Below are 16523 nucleotides of genomic sequence, written 5' to 3' on the forward strand. Positions count from 1 at the left end.
CTTAACAAAGCGATTTATACTCTCCTTTGTGCAATATTACAGATTAAGAGTAATACCAACGGACTACTTAGGTTTATGCAGGCTCCGGTAAAATGACGCTGGTATGTAAGTGCCCGACTTCACGATGGGAATGATTCGCGCAATCAAAGTAGTGCATAGGGTAAGCGCAGAACAAGGTAAACGAGTATTCATCGGCAATCTCGTTCCATAATCTTTCCAATGATATAGCAGCATTTTGATTACCCTCTGCCCATAGAAGGGCCACCATTTCCCCGAAAGCCCTTATTTCTTTCCCTGTTTCGGCAACTTCTCTGAGCAGCCCCCCAATTACTTCCTTAAAAAGTGCTCTGTTTGGCCTGCCATTTACAATAAATTTCGATAAGGTTTCCCCTGCATCCAGGCAGATATAGTGCCGGGTGCGTTCAAGTTTTTCCACATCAAAACCCTCCTCTGCTAGAGCAGTATTGAGATCCTCGATGTGCTGTTGGGTGGCAATGATTATAGAGACATTGTTATTTTTAAGTCCGGCGCCTACGAAACTTTTGAGATTTTTTATCAGTAAATCATCCTTATTATAAAACTGCACAAAGTGCTCTTGTTCATAGATCACACCGAGAGAACTGGATTTTCTTGCATTACTCATATTATCTGCCACTTTTTATTAAGTACTAGCAATATTAGAGAGGCCTTGAGGATAATGGATTAGATGTTTTGCTGAAAATCGATAAGCTTTTTAAATTGAATTTTGTATTTTATGAGTTGTATTTTAAATAATGATACTCACCGATAGTTTCTACTTAAGTATGTTGTCATCTCAGCGCAATCGCAGGATAATGTGGGGGCGTTCAACCTCTCTATATGGAGGAGTTGTGGAACCTAACGAGTACATCATGACAGTAACCAGTATGGAATACCGCTGTAAAAGAGACGGTAAAAAACGCTTAGGGCAGGTCATTCAAATGGGCATACTTCAGCAAGCCTTAGATCTCAGCGCGCTCCGAGGGCTAGACAGTCTGCCCACCGAAGTACAGGCCACCTATCGCGATCCGGAGATGGCCCGTGAGCATGGCGATTTGGAGCTTGAAGCCAGGCCAGAAAATATCCCTCTGGTTATACCGCACTTTGGTACAGATCCACTTAAGGGCTTTTATGAGCCCCTTGTGCTAAGCGAACCGGAGCTTAAACCCTGGCCAGAGCACCTGCCACTATTCATTAGAGAGCTGGCAGCCGGCACAGATGCAGTTAAAGAGTGGTTTTGTGAGCGGGGCGGCCAGTACCCTGAAATATATGCCAAGCTCGTAGCTATGCTGGAACCAACCTAATGCGCCCTTACATTGCCTAAGAAACTTTGTAGGGGCGCTTTTTAAGATTTGCCAGTAGAATCTCTTAATCAGGAGGGGTGTTGACTTGCCCTGCTTATCCCCTCATGAGCCTAGAGCAACTATCTAGATTTCCTCTATTCTGCTTAAACGTTTAGTGGCTTTGGCCAAAAGCATAAACCCTAATGCGAGCATTCCTGCAAAAGTATAAATCGTTAAAACCAAGGGTACTGCGCCTAACTGAAAGAGCTTATTTGTCCCCACTGATACTACAGCTTGTAATGCGGCCGATCCTATAATTACAGCTGCCAAACCCCCACTAAAGGCAGGTAGCGCGCTTTTATATATTAGGCCGGGTGCTTGATCTTTAAAATTATTTATTTTGACAATCGCTAATATACCTAAAATCCAAGAGGTAAAGGCCGGCAGCACAATAGTGGCAATTATCAAGGGGTCAGGCAGGTAGAAGGTGGCGGGTACTCCTGGGGCCGGCGAGACATTGCGTTGGGGGTTGATGAAAAGCAACCATAAGTACAGTACCGCGAATAAGGCCAGTGCTAAAAACCACCAAACGCTCTGTATTCGGAAGCGGTTTTCAACCTTGACAGCTTCTAGGATCTTACTCGTGCCTCTATAAATTAAATAAAATCCAACGAGCGGCGGTATTATCATTAGATAATTAAAGAAATAAGTCAGTACCTGAATTAAATCTGGGTTGCTAGTAAATAATGCCCGTACTGCCGTCATTGGTGGCCAGGCCAGCATCCCCAGAGTAATAACTAAAAGACCTGATAATAATTGACTAAACCCTCTGCTCTCAGGTGACTTGTGGATTAACTTACAGTATCTGGCCAGGTGCATAACTGCATAGGCCGCCGCAAACCAGCTTATTATGTATCCGAAAGACAAGACAAAGCGAACAAATTTAATTTTTGTAGTGTATATTCGTAGCTCTTCAGAGGTGGTAGCTATTGGTGTTTGCCAAACAAAACCAAGATAAACAATCGCAGCAAACACTGCTAATACATACAGAAATAAGTAGTTCTTAAGTATATTCATCAGTAGATCCAATAATACTATATCATAGTGCATTAGGTTTATTATTAAACCGTTCTTAAGCCAAATTATGGGAATTTTGACAGATCTGCTAGAAATCACAAAAATTTTAACTATTTATTAGCCTATATTGTGATTACCGCGGCAGTATTTGTAGGAGTTAGCTGTTAAATTGAAGTAATACTGTAGGAATCTCTTATGAAGTTATTGTCGCCCCGCACACATACTATAATCGGTTTTATTACTGGACTGGCATTATTGGCTGCTCCAAGTGTTTTAGACTTTAGGGATGTTGGCGGTGCTTCCGTAGCTACATCTCAGCTTATTGGTATTATTATTCTCTTAAGTGAGTTAACTGTACAGGAAACGTTTTTCGGCATCGGATTCGTGCCAATAAGAATCCACCTCATCCTAGATATGCTACTAGGAGCTGTTCTGGCTATATCGCCGTGGTTGTTTGGGTTTGCCAGCGAAGAGGCCAATGCATGGATGCCGCACCTTGTAGTGGGTGTTTTTATTATCATGTATGCGCTTTTTACGCGCGCGGACAAACAAGTCGCTGATTAAGTTTATTTAATGCACTCATGAATCTACCTTAATAAGCTTTAATTTTTCAAATTAGACTCTTTAGCTATGCTAGTCTCGCCAAAATGCTTATGTTATAATAGTTAACTATGAAATCAAGTTTTAAGTATGCTCTGGTGATAATCGGTCTGTCGGCCCTGCCGCTCCTGGTGGCTTCTGCCCTAGGCATTCTTTTGGCACGAGACGAAATCACTCGCCAAGCTACAAATAGCCTGGAGTCATTGGCCTCATCCCAAAAAGCACGGGTCGAACAAGCTATTAACCAATTCAAGATCATTCATGACGGCATTGCCAGCCGCACTCAGCTGCGAAACAGCCTAGAGGAATTTAACCGCACGCATTCTCCTGAAGCAGCTAGCTCTATAAACCGGATTCTCACCGATGCCAAGACACCATTTACTGACATTAAGGGGGTGGTTCTCCTTGGTGCGGATGGTACAGCGGTATCTAAGCTGCAAGACGAGACTATTCCATCTGAGCTATACAAATCCCTCTATGCTAAAGGTAAAACCTCTCCTGCTCTAGTAGCTAGCGGCGAATCTGACAATCAGGTAATCTTGCATGCCGCGCCTGTTAAGCGGGGAGAAACTCTGCTGGGCGTATTGGTATTGTCGTTCTTACCAGATCATTTAAGGTCTATCACGCATACCGATATTGGACTTGGACGTACTGGGGAAACTATCCTGGGTTATCGAGATGGAGATGGCGCCATCCTCTTCCCAACTAGACTGCAAACCACAAAAGAGACCATCCGTATTACTAAGGAGCAGAATACAACTACCATCCAGGCACTAGAAAAGAAAGAGGTGACACTGAGCTCCGCAAAAGACTATCGCGGGCAAGATGTTTTAGCGGTTACGAAATATATTCCTGAAGCCGACTGGGCTATCGTTACTAAAAAAGACCGGGCTGAAATTTTTGCGCCGGTTTCCACTTTTACTGCAATATATTTCTTCATCTCTATTATGTTACTTACTATGGCAGCTGCGCTTGCCTGGGTTATAGCTCCATACATCCTTGGCGCTAAAAACCGCTCATAATTATTCCGCCTAAATCTTCTCGACCCACATAATTTTTTAAACAAGAATTTCTATCCGAAAGCTTATAGTACTGTCTTTGGTAATTTTTTCACGTTTTCTGATCTCCGCCTTGAGGGGGAGCAAATACTCACCTAGCTTTTTATCGGGAAATATCGAAGTCTTCCAGACCGTACTGCCCAGTGTTACTTTTACCGGTAGCGATCCCCAACCTCTGGCCGCCTCGCCAAAATATTTTTTAATCTCTTTGGAGTATGGATTTGGTATGCTCACAAAATACCAGGCCGCCTCGCCTGGGTAGAGCCAAACCTTAGCTTTTATGGAATATTCGGTTGGGTTCATAATAATTTCTTGGTCCTTCGCTCCGTTTATTTTAGCGATGAAGGCAGCCGGCCCAACAACAAGGGCGGCGCTTGCCTGCTAAAAGCTCCGTGATTGTGCGTTCAATATGATTTCTTCTCGTCTCTGGTTTTTTGACGGATATCACCCAGCAGATCCACTCATTGCGGGCCAGCGGAGTGAGGCTCTTCCACCTTTCCAGGGCAGATTCGTCGCTCACTAGAGCTTTGCGTAAATCCTCTGGCACTTTATGCACCACGCTGGTAGCGATTTCTTTTCTAGTCATAGGTTTTATTTTACATTAGACTAGTCTGAATTCGTCAGCTAGTGTATACCAGGAAATGTAAAACATAAGATACTTTGGGTGATAATAGTGATATTGTAAATAAAATCCCATCTGTCATTATTCCATTATGAGTCGTCCATTACGCAATTTCGATATAGCCATGTCCTCGCTAGTAGCTAGAATCCCAAATAGCTATAGCCCGTTAATGACGTTTGCCTCAAAAGTAGGCGATTTTTGGCTGGTAATATTTACATTTTTTTCACTCATCATTAGTGCTTTTGTTTTTAACAATACTGAATTACTCAAAACAACTGCTACTCTAGGCGTTTTAGTTCCCTTGGCAGAAATAGCCAAGCTAATAACACGCCGAAAACGGCCCGAAACCTTGTATGTGCAGCAAATGAAATTTAAGACATATAGTTTTCCAAGTGGACATTCGTATGTATCTGCTTTGATATGCGGATATTTGATCCTCCTGCTATCGACCCTCTCCGCCGGGCTGCTAGGTATAGTTTTTGCTGGTATATTGCTTGCATTTACCCTGATTATAGGTGTTTCAAGGGTTTACCTTGGCGCCCACTTTCCTAGTGACGTCATTGCCGGCTGGTTATTTGCGTTGTTGATGATAACTTTACATAAAAACATATCGTCATGAATAAAAGATCTTACGTTTTAGTAGTAAACCTTAAATCGAGAAAAGCAAGTCTCGCTATTGATGAATTTACAAAAGAATTTAAAGCCAGAAAAATTAAAATTAAAATTCTTAAAGTCAAAAACCCAGCTCGAATAAATTTCAGCCTTCAGAAAGCTTTAGACTTAAACCCAGATGTGATTGTGTTGGGCGGGGGTGACGGCACGCTGATAAGTGGTATAGAATATTTAGTTAAAAAAAATTACAAGAAAAGTATCGGTTTTCTGCCGTTGGGAACAGCTAATTATTTGGTTAGAAATTTAGAAATTCCGCTAACTGTCCCAGAAAGTGTAGATGTACTTCTAAAAGGCAAAGTCCTGGAAATACCTATAGGGATAGCCAATGATAAATATTTTGCACTTACCTTTGTAGTTGGATTAACGCAAGCAGTTTCAGAAAATGTCTCTGATGGTTTAAAGAAAAAAATCGGTCAGGTTGCTTATCTTTTGGAGTTATTTAAGCAGTCAACGCAGCACAAACCGTTCCAATACCGTATTGAATCTCCCGATTTAAAAAAACCTGTCACGGGGGTGTGCCACCAACTGGTAGTATACAATTCCGACCTCAACCAGCAACTTAAGTTGGTCCCGGATCATCAGCTCACGAAGCATACACTAAAAGTTGTCATAAGTAATACCGGCACTAGTAAAATTAAGATGTTCATAGGCTTTTTTGTCCACATAGCAACCTTTGGTAAGAAGCGTCCCTACATGAAAGTTTTCGAAGCTTCTTCACTTAAAATAACCACGGATCCTGAATTGCCTGCAGATTTTGATGGTGAGACATACGGGAAAAGCCCCTTTGATATAACAATGCTCAAAAGAAAAATTCGTGTAATTGCAAACTAGATTCGCTCTGCGAATACCAAGAAATGCCGACGGCAAAAGCCATAGGCATTTCTTGGCTCCGGAGGCCGGACTCGAACCGGCAACCGTTCGATTAACAGTCGAATGCTCTACCATTGAGCTACTCCGGAACGACACTGCGTATCAGATTATACAGATAGGCGTAAGCCTCGGTCAAACACTCACTCCCGATATTGTACTTATGTATATGTAATCTTATAATGTAATCAAGTGCTCAATTAGGGGATAAGATGTCAGAAATAAATCGACCCGAAGGTGACCCGTCTTTCAAGGCTGGTGAAAATGATATGGCAAATCTAGATCATGGATCTGAAGAGCCGGAGAAAATAAAACCACTGAGCCAATTCGAAAAAGCCCAGCGAGAGGTAGAAGCAGTTCTCCGAGCCAGAGAGTCAGACTATGGTGATATATATACGACTGGGGGTGAAAATGATATCTCGGCACTTGGAGCAAGGCTAGATTTGAATTTGGAGATTTTGCGACAACATGCAGAAACAGAGCAGCAGCATGCGGCTCTGCGGCGCATCGAAAGCCGCCTCAGCTAAAAAGTTCTAGCGTACCTGTTGCCCAATATAGAGAAATGCCCTACTGGATTACCCAGCAGGGCATGCGCTAGGAGGCTATTCTGCAGGAAGAGCGGGTGGCTGGTGTTTTTGTATCCTAACCGGAGCCGCAATTTGAGGAATCATAAGACCTGCAAATAAGACCGTGAAGAAGATAATGTTAAAAACACTGCTCTGAGGTGTTGCCCCATGCCCGTTAACGATATTATTGATTCCTACCGAAGAGCCTACAATAGTATATGTTAAGCCGACAGATACCGACTTTAATTTGGCCGGTAACCCTGGCTGCCTGAAAACCTGCCGTAGAAAGAACAGGCCGGTAGCTCCAAATATTACCAGTGCTTCTATCCCTAGCGTAAGGGAGGCTGCACGCGGCTGCTCGTAGTAAACAAAGTTAGGGACGTAAATTGCATAGGTGTGTATGAAGCCTTGAATAGAGGCATAAAGCCCCGCCAAACCGACCACTAGGCCTATCGGCCAAAACGGTATTCTATTATGCAGCATCAGCCACCATACCACCCGAGATTGAACTAGCAAAGCCAGGAAGGTAAGGCACAACCCGGTGCTAAAGGCCGTGGCAATAAATTTTTCATCATGCGTCAGAAATGGTGGTATGCCAATAATCCCAAGTGACAAACCGATAATAAGTCCGAACCAGGCAATGTAGCCAGTAAAAGGATCTTTAGTTTTCTGCCAGCTGCGCCAGCTCTTATAGCCTAGGGTAGAGAGAGCAACTGTGCCAAACACCCAAGCTAAAGAATTTAGCGGAACTGTGGGAATATCCATAACCGCATTATAGCAAAAACCCGCCAAGGGCGGGCACGCGCTAATCTTTTATCTTAATCGGTATGACTTCGAAAGTGTAAGAAAACAAATACCTCCTGTATAGCATGCGAATTTTTCGTCTTTTCATGGTCCCCCTTTTTTTATTTATTTTTGGTTTCAGCGATTTTAAACTAGTACTTCCTTATGACGCCTATGCATACGCCTTGAATATTAATCGGAGTCCCAGCCTTTACAATAATCGGTTCATAAGCCGAGTTAGCCGGCTGCAGACGAATATGATTCTTCTCTTTATAGTAGCGTTTTAGAGTTGCCTCTTCACCGTTAATAAGTGCCACCACCATTTCGCCATTTGAGGGCACTTCTTTTTCCTGTATCACTACGTAATCGCCTTCAAATATGCCGTCTTCTACCATGGAGTCACCCTTAACTTGCAGCACGTAGGAGTGGCGGCGGCCGACCATAAAGGGTGGTACCTCCAGGGTTTCCTTATGGCCCTCCAGGGTTTGGATCGGCTGGCCGGCAGCAATCAAGCCCATAATCGGCAGGCCAATGGAACGATCCTCATCAAAATCGGCTTCTTTAATTACCTGCAGGGAGCGAGCTGAGCCTTCATTCTTGCTCAGCATCCCTTTGGATACTAATGTTTCTACATGATCGGCTACAGTGGCCACTGAGCCGAGTTTAAAAGCTTCGGCAATCTCCCGATAGCTCGGGGCATAGCCGTGCGCCTCTATATACTGAGTGATGTAGTCGTAGACTTCTTTTTGCCGTTTTGTTAATGGTTCGCCCATTAGTTTACCCTCTTTAATTGTGTTCGTTCTTAGTATGGCGAACAAAAACCGAATTGTCAACCTTTATTTGTGCGTTACAATTGTTTTTATGTTAGATGATAAAGATTACTTAAAAGCGATTAAATCGGTTCCTATCATATGCGTGGATGTAGTGCCCGTCAGGTTTATAGATGATAAACCTCAAATAGGCATTATTACCCGCCAAACCGGACCCTTTGCGGGCAGTGCTGCCGTGGTCGGCGGCCGGGTGAGGAAAGACGAGACTATAACAGAAGCTATTGCCCGCCACTTAAGACACGACCTAGAAATCGAATTTTTCGAGTTCTTCCGCTCGAATGAAGCCACGCCTTTTTATGTGCAGCAGTATTTTGAGGAGGTTGAGTCAGGCAGCAGTTACGGTCACGATCCGGCTAAGCACGATATTGCGCTTAATTACCTGATTGAAATCCAAGATGATCCAAAGCCGAAAAACGAAGCCAGTGATTTTTACTGGATCAATGAGTCAGAAGTTCCAAAAAGTGGGTACCGACAGGAGATTATTATGAAAGCCGCCTTTAAGCATCTACATAACCAAGCTACTCAACCGTCACGCTCTTAGCCAGGTTGCGAGGCTGATCTACGTCTGTCCCCCGCTCCACCGCGAAATAGTAGGCAAAAAGCTGCAGAGGGATATTAGCGATAATCGGCTCTATCCACTCCGAGGCTTCTGGTATATATATGACATCATCGGCTTCTTTTGCTATCTCCTTATCCCCTTCCGTAGCTATAGCCAGCACCCGGCCGGAACGTGCCCGAACCTCCTCCAGATTACTTTTGGCCTTAGAGTAAAGCGCGTTTTTCGGCACCAGGAAGACAACTAGTAAGTTCTCATCAATCAGTGCATTGGCCCCATGTTTCATTTCGCCGGCCGGGTAGGCCTCGGCGTGAATGTATGAAACCTCTTTGATCTTATGGGAACCCTCCAGCGCCACAGGGTACAGCGTATCGCGACCCAAATACATCGCGTTGTTAAAATGAGCATATTTTTTCGCCAATTTCTTAATTTCGGGAGCTAGCTTTAAGGTCTGTTCAATTTTTTTAGGCAGGTCTTCTAGCGCCGCAATAATAGAGCGTCCCTCGGTAATGCTTAAGCCCTTGAGCCTGGCAATCTGCAGGCCAAGCAGAAGCTGGGCCGCTACCTGTGAAGTAAAGGCTTTAGTGGAGGCCACCGAGATCTCTGGGCCGGCATGCAGGTACATGCCCCCATCTACCTCGCGAGCCACCGAAGAACCGACCACGTTCACTAGCCCCATAGTCGGCACGCCCTGACGCTTAAGCTCACGCAGCGAGGCCATGGTGTCGGCCGTTTCACCCGATTGGGTGATAATGACGGCCAGCGTACCATCGGCTAGCACCGGCGCCCGGTAGCGGAATTCCGAACCAAACTCGACATCTACCGGAATCTTGGTCATCCGCTCAAGCAAGTATTTGCCCAGTAGCCCTGCATAATATGCCGTGCCGCAGCCAATGGTCAAAAACCGTTTTTGCCCACGCAGAAAATCATCGTGCACATTTAGGCCGCCCAAGTGACTGGTACCGTTTTCGCTGTCTAACCGGCCTCGCAGCAGGTCGCCAACTGATTTCGGCTGCTCCATTATTTCTTTAAGCAGAAAATGATCGTAACCGGCCTTTTCTATCGAGCCGACTTCCAGCGCAATCGTCTGCGCTACACGCATCCGTTCACGGTTTTCCATATCTTTTACCTGATACCCGTCCGGACGGCAAATCGCTATCTCATCATCCTCCAGGTACACTACCTTATTGGTATGGCCGACAATCGCCGTGGCATCGCTAGCAATGAACATTTCATTATTACCGACCCCAATCAGTAAGGGGCTGCCACGGCGGGCGGCTACGATCACGTCCGGCCGATCGCGCTCGATTACGGCTAGACCAAAAGTGCCTACCACCTGCTGCACGGTTTTTTGCACGGCCTGGGGCAGGTCGCAGCCCTCTTGAACGTAAGCGCTAATCATATGGGCCAGCACCTCGCTATCGGTCTGGCTCTTAAACTCCACGCCTTCGCTTGTAAGCTTGCTCTTGAGTTCACTAAAATTTTCTATTATTCCATTGTGCACAATGGCTACTCGGCCTGCCATATGCGGATGGGCATTCGCTTCGCTGGGTACGCCGTGGGTTGCCCAGCGGGTGTGGCCGATACCGACCGGTCCATGAAAATCGGCATCATTTACAGCCTTGGCCAGTTCCTCCACTTTGCCCTGGCGCTTAATGGTTTTTAAGTGACCCTCCTGGATTACGGCGATGCCAGCCGAATCGTAGCCACGGTACTCCATACGCCGCAAACCGCCGGTTAAAACCGGAGCTGCCTTACCATTACCTATGTAGCCGATAATTCCACACATAATATATAACTATTACTCTTACAGCGGCTTTAATTCAAGTTAATTAAACTGGGGCTTGGAGGGGAAATCCTTACTCGATTTATAATAAGTATGAACAGTATCGGTCTTAATTACCTGCCCGTTCAGATCCAGTACATCCCGATAAAAAACAGTGTGTGAAGGCTCTTCGGCATTTGTGCTTCCGCTCACGAACTCGGGGCCGCGGATGCGCCCCTCTTTGGTCTTGGTGCCATAGAACTGAAACTTGAGCGTGGTGCCCTGCATGACGGTTTGGATCAGAATATGGGCCGGGGTGTCGTTTTTGAACTTAAAGTCCACTGCGGGGTAGTAAATGGTAGCGTCCACGCCAGGCACTCCGTATGGTTGGGTATAGAAGCTAACGGCAAAGGAGTGGTTAACCCGCTCTAGAATAGGCAGCCCGGCGTTCAATGCGGCGCGGTAAGCAGTCGAGGAAACCTGGCACAGGCCACCGCCGTATTGCAGTTCCTGCCGGTTGCCTATAATTACCTTAGATGGCGCGTAGCCGGTTTCGGGGCCGACATCGCCCAGCAGCTTGCCGAAAGAAAACACCTCGCCGGGCTTAAGCAAGACGCCGTTGTATTTAGATTTACCTACCCTAATATTCTGAATACGCTCAGGGTTCGAGCCCGGAAAAAAGCTTACACCCTCACTCAGCAGTTCTTTAATGCCGAGATTATTCAGATTTTCTTCGTTAATGGCCGGCTTAATGATTTTGGTAGCGAGCGCTACCTTGCGCTCTGGCTGGCGCTCACCCAGTGTCTTAATAATTGCCTCTACTGCTTGCGGCTGTTCCAGCGCAATGCCATTACGACTGGGGCGGAAGACGGTAGCTCGGCCTTCGTCTATAGTTAGGGCAGCATCCTGCCCTTCTTGGTTTACCTTCCCCGCCAGCTCGGCCACGTAGCCCTCAACCGCCTTTTTGCTAATGGCTAGCTTAACGTTCACAGGAAGCAGCTCCTCGTAATAAGAGGTGAGACGCCTTTGCAGTGGGCTCCCTGATTGGCTTTGGCTGACTTCTATCCAGCTTACAATTGTGGGTAGCTCAATTACTTCGGTTCTGCCCGAAGCCGTAACCGTTAGCGGGCTAGATATAAATGTGTCGGCCTGGGCTTTAGCGGCGGCTAAGTCAGTCTCGTTAATTTTAGGTTCAATATTATAAATCGGCGCCCTGATCAGCTCGGTATTCATGCTGGCAATACGCTTCTGCAGAGTCAAAATCAGACCGCCCCGCTCTAGGCGCTTTCCGGGTATCGCCGGGCCGACTCCTACGCTGCCATTGTGGAAATTTAGCATCGCATTAGACACCGGGGCTACCGCGGCCTCTTCTGCTTGTTGCAAAAACGGCCTTAATTTAGCGTCATCTATATTGAATCTATCAAACCGAGCCTGGCGGCTAGTCAACAGTCGCCAGCGTTGCTGAAGACGCTCTATAAAGTTTCCGCTGCGCCCGTAATTATAAGCCTCGTCTACAGCGGCCGTACTGTAAGCCACACCAATACCCGAAACCGGTATACTCAAGGTCGTATCGCCATACTGCACCGGTATAATTTTGCCCATATACTGCCGGGCTTCTTCGCCTATTTTCTTTTTGGCTTGATCGCGGCTTAGATTGCCTACGTAGACACCATTAACAGTTACGCCCGGATAGATCTTACCGGCACCGGCCCATACCAAGCCGACCTGAGCAATAATAAAAAGCCCGGCCGCAGCTAGCCCCAGATTCAATATTAAACGGTTGGTGATTCTATCAAGCGACATCTTAAGAGTATTATAACAAGAATGAATTTACCTTTTGGTTTCTTTAGCTCTCTTTTGCAGCTGTTTAGCGGCTTCACCTACCAGCTGTGATTTTTCTTTGGCACAGACCAGCAGGCCGTCTGGGGTGTCTACTACCACGATTCCGGAAAGGCCGATCGCCACAATCGGCTTGCCGGAACCGTGTATCATCGAGTCCTCGCAATCTATCAGTTGCACGTCACCTTTTAGTGAGTTGTGTTTGCGTCCTTTCAAAATTTTGTGCAAATCTAGAAATGAGCCGATATCGGCCCAGCCGAAAGAACCAGGTACTACTAGGTTTTCAGCCGTTTTTTCGATTAAAGCTGTATCTATCGGCTGAGTCTTGAGGCTCAAATATGTCCTTTGCAACCTACGAGTGTTGCCCAAGCTGGTGGTAATCTTCTGATAACCCGCCCATAAGCTTGGTGCACAGATGCGGATTTCTGACTCAAAAACCTCTATGGGGGCTGTAAACAGCCCGAGATTCCACAAATAATCTCCGCTCCTCAAGTATTTGCCAGCCGTTGGGGCATCGGGCTTTTCGACAAATTTCAGCGTCTTGTTCAAATGTAGGCTCTTTTTCTGTTCTACTTTCTTGCCGACCTGTATATAACCGAAACCAGTCGCAGGGTAGGTTGGTCTTAGGCCGATAAGTGTTATTTTTTGATATTTTACCGAACCCTCAGCCGCAAACCGGACGGCCTGGGCAAAACTCTTAGTGTCTGTAATGTGATGATCGGCATGCAAAAAGACTACTGGCTCCCCCGGCTTTATGCGGTTTTTAAGATGAGCCAAAGCTAAAAGAATACACGAAGCCGTTCCTCGTCTGGCAGGCTCTGCAATTACCCGATCTGGCTTTAGTTTCGGTAACTGTTTGCGCACTTCTTCTGCATGAGAAGCCTCAGTAATTACGTATATGTTTTTTGTGATGGCTGCGGATCGCTTATAGGTATCCTGCAAGAGAGATTGCTTGCCTATTAAACTCAGGAGATGCTTGGGGGTATCTGCCTGCGAAAGCGGCCAGAGTCTGGTGCCGGCCCCGCCAGCTATAATCACGATAATCATTCCACGATTATACAATAAGCGGCAAAGACGGCTTAATTTTGGCAAAAGCTACAGATTGTAACAGGTAAGAAAAAATTGTATAATAATACCCTGAAATCTATTAAGGATGTATGAAAAAAGCCAGGAATAAAATCGTATTAGCTGTTATTTTACTTGCATCCCTGGCCGCAGGTGGGGAGTATTACATAAAAACCATACCGTCTTTTCATACAGATAAAAGCCCGCAAGAAACCAGCGATCAACCCGGCAAACCCGCCAATTCCAAGCCTAAGCTTGCCGAGGAACCGACCTTAATTAAATTCACTTCACAGCAAGCTGCCGAAGAGTACGAGGCCAAACACCAGATAGAGCTTATTAAAGTGCCTTTAGGCTATTACAAAACCCGTACACCAAAATCGCAGCTGCCGCCCGACCAAGCAATTGTCTCTGTATCTGACAACCTCCAGTATCGGGCCTTAGTCATACCTAACGACTCCCTCTACAGCCAGCAATACGCGCCGCCTATTACTTCCGCACCGCAGGGCTGGGATGTTTCTACAGGCAGCGCCTCAACCGTAATAGCGGTGATAGATACCGGCTTCGGCTTAAACCATGATGATATTAAGAACAAGTGGTGGTCTAACCCAAATGAAACAGGGATCACCGTCCTTGAAGGCGGTGCGCCCAACTGCACATCAAGAGGGCTGCCGCTCGATAAGAGCTGTAATAATCGCGATGATGACGGCAACAGCCTGACAGATGACTGGCGGGGGTGGGATTACGTCGGAAATGGCACAACTGGCGATAATGACGTCAGCGCCGGCACCACTGAGCCGCTTAACCAATACGCTGCTCACGGTACTATGACGGCCGGCCTAGCTGGAGCTCAAACTAATAACGGAACCGGTATTGCCGGCACATGCTGGCTCTGTAAGGTAATGCCTGTACAAGTGCTGGGTGATAACGGTGTAGGAGAAACCGCCGAAGTTGCGGCCGGCATAAGATACGCAGCCGATAATAATGCACATGTGATCAGCCTTAGCTTAGGGGCGGATGGTTTTGACCCCTTGCTGCAGAGCGCCGTTGAATACGCACAAAGCAAAAACATCATAGTAGTAGCCGCCGCCGGTAATAGCGGCCCGGGCAATATGATCTACCCCGCACTCTACCCTGGGGTGATTTCGGTGGGGGCTACGGATTCAAATGATAATTTGGCTAGTTTTTCCAGCACCGGGCCGCAGCTAGCGATTTCTGCTCCTGGTGTAAGCGTACGCACCACTTGGTGGCAGGCCACTAACGGCACCAGCTCCTATGCTTATGCCAGCGGCACCTCTATGTCTACCCCGCAAGCAGCCGGCCTCGCCGCTCTAATAAAGACCCAATACCCTTCTTCTACGCCTACAGAAATTACTCGCTGGATCAAAAACGGAGCCGATAAGGTTGCCGGTATGAAGGGCGCCGTGCGCACTGATCAGTACGGCCATGGGCGAATCAACCTGCACCATTCGCTTACTAATTACTCCTGGAGCTTTAGTTCGCAGGCCTCTTACACCGATAGCTCACTGACTACTCCAATTGATTTGGCCAATATGGGGGCTGGGCAAACGGTCTGGCTGGTGGTCAGAGCTACAAATACCGGCAACATTACTTGGCAGAAAACCGGCCCCAACCCGGTGCGTATCGGTGGAGCGCCACCGCTCGAGCGGCGCAGCCGGTTTGCTACTGGGGCGTGGATTACACCTTCCCGGCCGGCCACTATGGAAGAAGCCAGTGTAGCGCCAGGGCAGATAGCAACCTTCAAATTCCCAATTACTATTCCCAACGGTAATGGCACCTTTAGTGAGTACTTTAACCTGCTAGCAGAGCACTATATGTGGCTGAATGAGGATGTGGGGCAGCATTTTGTCATCACAGTCAAAGACAGCTACACCTGGAGTTGGAATTCCCAAGCTGCCTATACCGATAGTTCTAAAACCACCTCGGTAGATTTAAGCAATATGTCACCAGGTCAAACGGCCTGGTTGCAGGTTAGAGCTAATAATACTGGTAACGCTACTTGGCTTAAAACCGGAAATTACCCGCTCAGAATCGGCACAGCCCATCCACTGGAGAGGCACAGTCGGTTTGCTACTGGGGCGTGGATTACACCTTCCCGGCCGGGAACGATGCTAGAGGCAAGCGTAGCCCCAGGCGGAGTTGCTACCTTTGAGTTCCCTATTACGGTGCCGGCTGGTGGCGGCACCTATCGTGAATACTTTAACCCACTAGCCGAAAGTTTAACCTGGCTGAATGAGGATGTGGGGCAGTTCTTCCCGATAACGGTTAAATAAAAGCTATGCAAGGGCAAAAGCCAACAGGTTTACAACAGATAAACAAAAATGATATAATAACCCCTGAAAAAGCGGATTTTTAGGGGGCTTGAAATGAAAAAAACCAAAAACAAAATCGCACTAATCATTACCATTGCCTTAGCCACCTTGGCTATTGGCACCGCTTTTTATATTAAATCTACTCAAGATAAAGCTAATCAGGGTAAAACCGAACAGCAAATACTTCAGGAGGAAGAAGCCAAGGCCAACTTAGATCCCAAAAAGGACAATGAGGCTTACTACAGGCAACAAAACGGGGCCACAGAGCAACAAACAGGCAGGGCAAACGTAAATATCACATCTCTCGGCCAAGACGCAAGTATGGTTTATGCCGCCGCAATGGTAGATGGCCAGACCAGCGGAACCTGCACTCTGGTCATGACGAAGGCTGGCTCGCCGAGAGCTACAGGCCAGGCTCCACTTAAACTAATAACCTCCTATTATGCCTGTCAGGTAGAGATCAGCAAATCCAGTCTTGCAAAGGGCGAATGGGAGGCCAAGATAGAATTCAGCTCAGATAAAGCCAAGGGCGTATCTGACACCCAGAAGATAACGGTTAATTAATGAATATATTTAAGCAAACAGCCAAATT

The 16523-nt window shown here is 46.6% G+C and carries 18 protein-coding genes and 1 tRNA gene; 9 read left to right on the forward strand and 10 right to left on the reverse strand.

Annotated features, from left to right (window positions below):
• Positions 1–73: 73 nt before the first annotated feature.
• A complete protein-coding gene (locus tag VNA68_02315; protein HVE80952.1) occupies positions 74–655 on the reverse strand; it encodes an MEDS domain-containing protein in 582 nt (193 codons plus the stop codon).
• 214 nt (positions 656–869) lie between these two features.
• On the opposite strand from VNA68_02315, the gene VNA68_02320 reads away from it, so the two are divergent.
• On the forward strand, positions 870–1322 hold the full coding sequence (locus tag VNA68_02320) for a hypothetical protein (GenBank protein ID HVE80953.1): 453 nt from the start codon (positions 870–872) through the stop codon (positions 1320–1322).
• Positions 1323–1445: 123 nt separating this feature from the next.
• Here the strand turns inward: VNA68_02320 and VNA68_02325 are convergent, their stop codons facing one another.
• Positions 1446–2411, reverse strand: a complete 966-nt coding sequence (locus VNA68_02325) for a hypothetical protein (protein ID HVE80954.1) — start codon at positions 2409–2411, stop codon at positions 1446–1448.
• Between the two features lie 162 nt (positions 2412–2573).
• Between VNA68_02325 and VNA68_02330 the strand changes: the two genes are divergently transcribed.
• A complete protein-coding gene (locus tag VNA68_02330; GenBank protein ID HVE80955.1) occupies positions 2574–2942 on the forward strand; it encodes an SPW repeat protein in 369 nt (122 codons plus the stop codon).
• Positions 2943–3049: 107 nt separating this feature from the next.
• Positions 3050–4000 carry a cache domain-containing protein gene (locus tag VNA68_02335; GenBank protein HVE80956.1) on the forward strand — a complete coding sequence of 317 codons (951 nt, stop codon included), beginning with the start codon at positions 3050–3052 and terminating at the stop codon, positions 3998–4000.
• A 36-nt stretch (positions 4001–4036) separates the two neighbouring features.
• On the opposite strand, the gene VNA68_02340 is transcribed toward VNA68_02335, so the two are convergent.
• Positions 4037–4339, reverse strand: coding sequence for a DUF1905 domain-containing protein (locus VNA68_02340; protein ID HVE80957.1), 303 nt, complete (start codon positions 4337–4339; stop codon positions 4037–4039).
• 31 nt (positions 4340–4370) lie between these two features.
• Positions 4371–4622, reverse strand: coding sequence for a YdeI/OmpD-associated family protein (locus VNA68_02345; GenBank protein HVE80958.1), 252 nt, complete (start codon positions 4620–4622; stop codon positions 4371–4373).
• A gap of 127 nt (positions 4623–4749) precedes the next feature.
• Between VNA68_02345 and VNA68_02350 the strand changes: the two genes are divergently transcribed.
• Positions 4750–5277 carry a phosphatase PAP2 family protein gene (locus VNA68_02350; GenBank protein HVE80959.1) on the forward strand — a complete coding sequence of 176 codons (528 nt, stop codon included), beginning with the start codon at positions 4750–4752 and terminating at the stop codon, positions 5275–5277.
• Positions 5274–6161 carry a diacylglycerol kinase family protein gene (locus tag VNA68_02355; protein HVE80960.1) on the forward strand — a complete coding sequence of 296 codons (888 nt, stop codon included), beginning with the start codon at positions 5274–5276 and terminating at the stop codon, positions 6159–6161. The genes VNA68_02350 and VNA68_02355 overlap by 4 nt, the downstream gene beginning before the upstream one ends.
• 53 nt (positions 6162–6214) lie before the next feature.
• Here VNA68_02355 and VNA68_02360 read toward each other — a convergent pair.
• Positions 6215–6289: transfer RNA gene (locus VNA68_02360), tRNA-Asn, on the reverse strand.
• Between the two features lie 120 nt (positions 6290–6409).
• On the opposite strand from VNA68_02360, the gene VNA68_02365 reads away from it, so the two are divergent.
• A complete protein-coding gene (locus VNA68_02365) occupies positions 6410–6724 on the forward strand; it encodes a hypothetical protein (GenBank protein ID HVE80961.1) in 315 nt (104 codons plus the stop codon).
• A gap of 75 nt (positions 6725–6799) precedes the next feature.
• Here VNA68_02365 and VNA68_02370 read toward each other — a convergent pair whose 3' ends face one another.
• Positions 6800–7528 (reverse strand): hypothetical protein, encoded by a 729-nt coding sequence (locus VNA68_02370; protein HVE80962.1) that lies wholly within the window; start codon positions 7526–7528, stop codon positions 6800–6802.
• A 170-nt stretch (positions 7529–7698) separates the two neighbouring features.
• Entirely contained in the window at positions 7699–8319 is a 621-nt protein-coding gene (lexA, locus tag VNA68_02375; GenBank protein HVE80963.1) for a transcriptional repressor LexA, read from the reverse strand.
• Positions 8320–8407: 88 nt separating this feature from the next.
• Here lexA and VNA68_02380 point away from each other — a divergent pair, with 88 nt between their 5' ends.
• Positions 8408–8917, forward strand: a complete 510-nt coding sequence (locus VNA68_02380) for a DUF4916 domain-containing protein (GenBank protein ID HVE80964.1) — start codon at positions 8408–8410, stop codon at positions 8915–8917.
• On the opposite strand, the gene glmS is transcribed toward VNA68_02380, so the two are convergent.
• From glmS to VNA68_02395, 3 genes are read right to left on the reverse strand one after another with little or no spacing between them, the layout of a single operon-like run.
• A complete protein-coding gene (gene glmS / locus VNA68_02385) occupies positions 8895–10721 on the reverse strand; it encodes a glutamine--fructose-6-phosphate transaminase (isomerizing) (protein HVE80965.1) in 1827 nt (608 codons plus the stop codon). The two genes, VNA68_02380 and glmS, sit on opposite strands and share 23 nt — an antisense overlap.
• A 39-nt stretch (positions 10722–10760) precedes the next feature.
• Positions 10761–12500: a VanW family protein gene (locus VNA68_02390; GenBank protein ID HVE80966.1), complete on the reverse strand. Its 1740-nt coding sequence runs from the start codon at positions 12498–12500 to the stop codon at positions 10761–10763.
• Positions 12501–12527: 27 nt separating this feature from the next.
• Positions 12528–13583: a sugar phosphate nucleotidyltransferase gene (locus VNA68_02395; GenBank protein HVE80967.1), complete on the reverse strand. Its 1056-nt coding sequence runs from the start codon at positions 13581–13583 to the stop codon at positions 12528–12530.
• Between the two features lie 110 nt (positions 13584–13693).
• Between VNA68_02395 and VNA68_02400 the strand changes: the two genes are divergently transcribed.
• Together VNA68_02400 and VNA68_02405 are read left to right on the forward strand one after the other, a co-directional pair.
• Positions 13694–15892, forward strand: a complete 2199-nt coding sequence (locus tag VNA68_02400; GenBank protein ID HVE80968.1) for a S8 family serine peptidase — start codon at positions 13694–13696, stop codon at positions 15890–15892.
• Positions 15893–15985: 93 nt separating this feature from the next.
• The gene (locus VNA68_02405; protein ID HVE80969.1) at positions 15986–16495 is read left to right on the forward strand and encodes a hypothetical protein; all 510 of its coding nucleotides are present in this window, start codon (positions 15986–15988) and stop codon (positions 16493–16495) included.
• Positions 16496–16523: the final 28 nt, after the last annotated feature.

The sequence above is a fragment of the Candidatus Dormiibacterota bacterium genome, from assembly GCA_035536395.1.
Classification (GTDB): Bacteria; Patescibacteriota; Saccharimonadia; order UBA4664; family DATLOE01; genus DATLOE01.